5 protein-coding genes are annotated in these 4,154 nt (G+C 69.3%); all 5 read left to right on the top strand.

Annotated features, from left to right (window positions below; genetic code table 11):
- The coding region (locus HOQ08_RS08115; protein WP_291193127.1) for a chorismate synthase at positions 1-359 on the top strand (359 nt) is incomplete at its 5' end.
- 21 nt (positions 360-380) lie between these two features.
- Positions 381-1,388: a D-glycerate dehydrogenase gene (locus HOQ08_RS08120; RefSeq protein ID WP_291193129.1), complete on the top strand. Its 1,008-nt coding sequence runs from the start codon at positions 381-383 to the stop codon at positions 1,386-1,388.
- Positions 1,389-1,419: 31 nt separating this feature from the next.
- Positions 1,420-2,451 carry an aspartate-semialdehyde dehydrogenase gene (locus tag HOQ08_RS08125; RefSeq protein ID WP_291193131.1) on the top strand — a complete coding sequence of 344 codons (1,032 nt, stop codon included), beginning with the start codon at positions 1,420-1,422 and terminating at the stop codon, positions 2,449-2,451.
- 1 nt (position 2,452) lies between these two features.
- Positions 2,453-2,749: a hypothetical protein gene (locus HOQ08_RS08130; RefSeq protein WP_291193133.1), complete on the top strand. Its 297-nt coding sequence runs from the start codon at positions 2,453-2,455 to the stop codon at positions 2,747-2,749.
- A 158-nt stretch (positions 2,750-2,907) separates the two neighbouring features.
- On the top strand, positions 2,908-4,154 hold a 1,247-nt coding region (locus tag HOQ08_RS08135), incomplete at its 3' end, for a FimV/HubP family polar landmark protein (protein ID WP_291193135.1).

Consider the following 4,154-nt stretch of genomic DNA (forward strand, 5'->3'; position numbering starts at 1 on the left):
AGATTGGTGCCGGTTTCGCCGCGATTTCCCAACGCGGCACCCAGCATCGGGATGAGATGCAATTGGACGGCTTTACGTCCAATCACGCCGGTGGCATCCTTGGCGGCATCAGTACCGGCCAGCCGGTGACGGTGTCGGTGGCGTTCAAGCCCACCTCCAGCATCCTGGTGCCCGGCGACAGCGTGAATCTCGCCGGGGAGCCGGTGCAGGTGGTCACCAAGGGGCGGCACGATCCCTGCGTGGGCATCCGCGCCACGCCCATCGTCGAGGCCATGCTGGCGCTGGTGCTGATGGACCACGCGCTGCGCCATCGCGCCCAATGCGGCGACGTGGGGCCGGTCGCCCCGCGCATCGCCTGACTTTCACCGTTCGGACGTCCCATGACCGGCAAGCCGCGGGTGTGGATCTCGCGCCCCACCTTCCCAGACGTCGAGGCCCGGCTCGATCCGCACTTCGAGGTCGCGGCCGAGCCGGAGGAGATCGTGTTCTCCTCCACCGAACTGGCCGCGAAGCTGGCCGCCTGCGATGCGGCCATCGTCGGTCTGAAGGAGCGCGTCGGCGCTGCCGAGATCGCCGGAGCGGCAAACCTGCGCATCGTCGCCAACCTGGCGGTGGGCTACGACAACCTCGACCTTGCGGCGCTGACCGCCGCCGGCATCCTCGCTTCCAATACCGCCGACGTGCTCAACGAGAGCGTGGCCGACTACACCTGGGCCTTGCTGCTGGGCGCCGCGCGCCGCATGGGTGCCGCCGAGCGCTGGCTCAGGGCAGGGCACTGGCACGGCACCGAGTTCAAGGGCTGGCTCGGGCTGGACACGCGCGGGCGCACGCTGGGGATCCTGGGCATGGGCCGCATCGGCCAGGCGATCGCGCGGCGGGCGGCAGGCTTCGGCATGCAGGTGATCTACCACAACCGCTCGACGCTGCCGCAGGCGGTCGAGCACGAGTGCGCCGCGCGCTACGTGGACAAGCCTGCGCTGCTGGCCCAATCCGACTTCCTGGTGCTGGCGCTGCCGCTGACCGCGGAGAGCCGCCACGCGATCGGCGCTACCGAACTGGCGCGGATGAAACCGACCGCGGTGCTGGTCAACATCGCCCGCGGCGGCGTGGTGGACGATGCCGCGCTGGCCGCCGCCCTGGCCGAACGCCGCCTGGCCGCGGCTGCGCTTGACGTGTTCGAGGGCGAGCCGGACGTGCATCCAGCCTTGTGCGCCCTCGACAATGTCATCCTCAGCCCGCATATCGCCAGCGCCACCTGGGATACTCGCCGCGCGATGACCGCGATGGCGGTGGACAACGTGCTGGCGCTATTCGGGCACGGCCCGCATGCGGGACATCCGCCATCGCTCCTCAACCCCGAGGTTCTGGCCGTACGGCCGGCGCCCTGATTCCCCCAAGACCACAGGTATCGAACATCCCATGAGCAAGAAGAGCAGCTACAAGGTCGCCATGGTCGGCGCCACCGGCGCGGTCGGCGAGACCCTGCTGGCGATCCTGGCCGAGCGCGATTTCCCCGTCGGCGAGCTGGTGCCGCTGGCCAGCGAGCGCTCGGCCGGCGAGAAAGTCTCCTTCGGCGGCAAGCAGGTCACGGTGAGGAACCTGGCCGACTACGACTTCGAGGGCGTGGACATCGCCTTCTTCTCCGCGGGCGGGTCGGTCAGCAAGGTGCACGCGCCACGCGCCGCGGCGGCGGGCGCGGTGGTGATCGACAACACTTCCGAGTTCCGCTACCAGGACGACGTCCCGCTGGTGGTCAGCGAGGTCAATCCCCACGCCATCGCCGACTACACCACGCGCGGCATCATCGCCAATCCCAACTGCTCGACCATGCAGATGCTGGTGGCGCTGGCGCCGATCCATCGCGCGGTCGGCATCGAGCGGATCAATGTGGCGACCTACCAGTCCGTTTCCGGAGCCGGCCGCAGCGGCATGGAGGAACTCGGCCGAGAAACCGCGGCGCTGCTGAATTTCCAGGATGTGGAACCGGGCAAGAAATTCCCCAAGCAGATCGCTTTCAATGTGATTCCGCACATCGACGAGTTCCAGCCCAACGGCTACACCAAGGAAGAAATGAAGATGGTGTGGGAGACGCGCAAGATCCTGGAGGATGACTCCATTGCGGTTAACCCCACCGCGGTCCGCGTGCCGGTGTTCTACGGCCATGCCGAGGCGGTGCACGTGGAAACCCGCGACAGGATCAGCGCCGAGCAGGCGAGGGCGCTGCTGGAACAGGCCGAGGGCGTGGTGGTGATGGACGAGCGCAAGGCCGGTGGTTACCCGACCCCGGTGGGCGATGCCGCCGGCAAGGACCCGGTATTCGTGGGCCGCATCCGCGAGGACATCTCGCATGAGCGCGGCCTGGACCTTTGGATCGTGGCCGACAACATCCGCAAGGGCGCGGCCCTCAATGCGGTACAGATCGCCGAGCGGCTGATCGAGGACTATCTCTGAGATGCAAAAAACCTGGTTCCTGCCGTGCCTCCTCCTGCTGGTCGCCCTGGCGGCCAGCGCCGACGGTGCTCCCGAACAGGCCGCGGTAGCCCGCGTGCCCGCCTCGGAACAGCTGAAGCAGCAGTTGCGGGCGCATGGCACCGAGGTCGCCCAGCTGGAACGGCAGGTCGGCAGGCAGGAATCGCGCAGCCGCGAGGCCAGTCGGCGGCTGGAAGAACAGGACCGCCGCATAGCCGACCTCCAGCGCCAGCTGGAGGAAGTGGCTAAGTCCCGGCCGGGGGCGACTGCAGGCCATTGAAGCCTGCGCAGCGAGAATATGGCGCAGCAATATGCGCTAAGCAGTCGTCGCAGCTATTGTTGATTGGCCGGCATATAACTAAAGTGACGCGCGTTCCGGTGTTGCCGCAGCCTGCGGCGACGGCATGAAGCGTCTCGGTGTCGTTTGGGGGAGCCACGATGAATCACTCGTTGAAACTGTCGATGCTGCTGGCGCTCGCCTTGGGCAGCACCCAGGCCGCGGCGCTGGACCTTGGCCAGATCCAGGTCAAGTCGGCGCTCGGCCAGCCGCTGCTCGCGGAGATTCCGCTCACGCCCGACAGTCCCGCGGAGCTGCGCAACCTGAGCGCCCGCCTGGCCTCGCCGGAGGACTTCGCCCACGCCGGCCTGTCCGGTGCGCGCCCCAGCGTTCCGCTGCAGTTCGACGTCGTCGACGTGGGCGGGCGCAAGGTGATCCGCATCACCAGCGCGGTGGCAATCAACGACCCTTACCTCGATCTGCTGGTCGAAGTGGACAACGCCAGCGGCCGCAGCCTGCGCGAGTTTCCGGTCCTGCTCGATCCGCCGGGTACCGCCCCGGCTGCGCCCGCTGTGCGCGCTCCGCGTAGCGGCGCGTCCCGCGCCGCTTCCCGTACGGCAGTTGCTACGGCCGCGTCCGCGCCTGCCCGTCCCGCCGCTGGCCAAGTGGCGGCCGGCGGCCAGTACGGTCCGGTCGATCGCGGCCAGACGCTGTCGGGCATCGCGCGCAAGCTCGCGCCGGCCGGCGTGGATCCCGGCCAGATGATGGTGGCGCTCAAGCAGGCCAACCCCGACGCCTTCTACCGGGACAACATCAACGCGCTGAAGAGCGGTGCGGTACTGCGCGTGCCGACCAGCCAGGAAGCGCAGGCGATGAACATGGCCGCCGCCCTGGCGGAGATCCGCCGGCAGAACAGCGACTGGCGCGCCGAGGGCGCGCGTTCGACCACCACGGTGGCGAATGCGGCTACCCGCGCGCAAACCTCCGGCACGCCCGGCGGCAGCGCTGCGGTCGACCGGCTCGCGCTGGTGCCGGCGAAGGAGGGCGGCAAGGGTGCGGGTGCGCACGGCGGCAGCGGCAAGGGAGACGCCGCCCTGCGGCAGGACCTGCTGCGCAGCCAGGAGTCGCTGACCACCCTGCAGCAGCAGAGCGCCGAGTTGAAGTCGCGCCTGAAGGACCTGCAGGACATCAACGACAAGAACACCCGCCTGCTGGCGCTCAAGGACAACGAGATCGCCGAGTTGCAGCAGAAGCTGGCCGAGGCGCGCAAGAAGGGCGGCCTCCCGCCCGCGGCTTCGACCGCTGCCGCCGCTGCTCCGGCTTCCCAGGTGGCGGTGGCCGGCTCCGCGCCGGCGGCTGCGGCCGCGCCGGTGCAGAGCGCCGGTCCGGCCAGGTCCGGCCGAGTCGG

It is taken from the genome of Frateuria sp. (assembly GCF_013362045.1).
Lineage (GTDB): Bacteria > Pseudomonadota > Gammaproteobacteria > Xanthomonadales > Rhodanobacteraceae > Frateuria_A.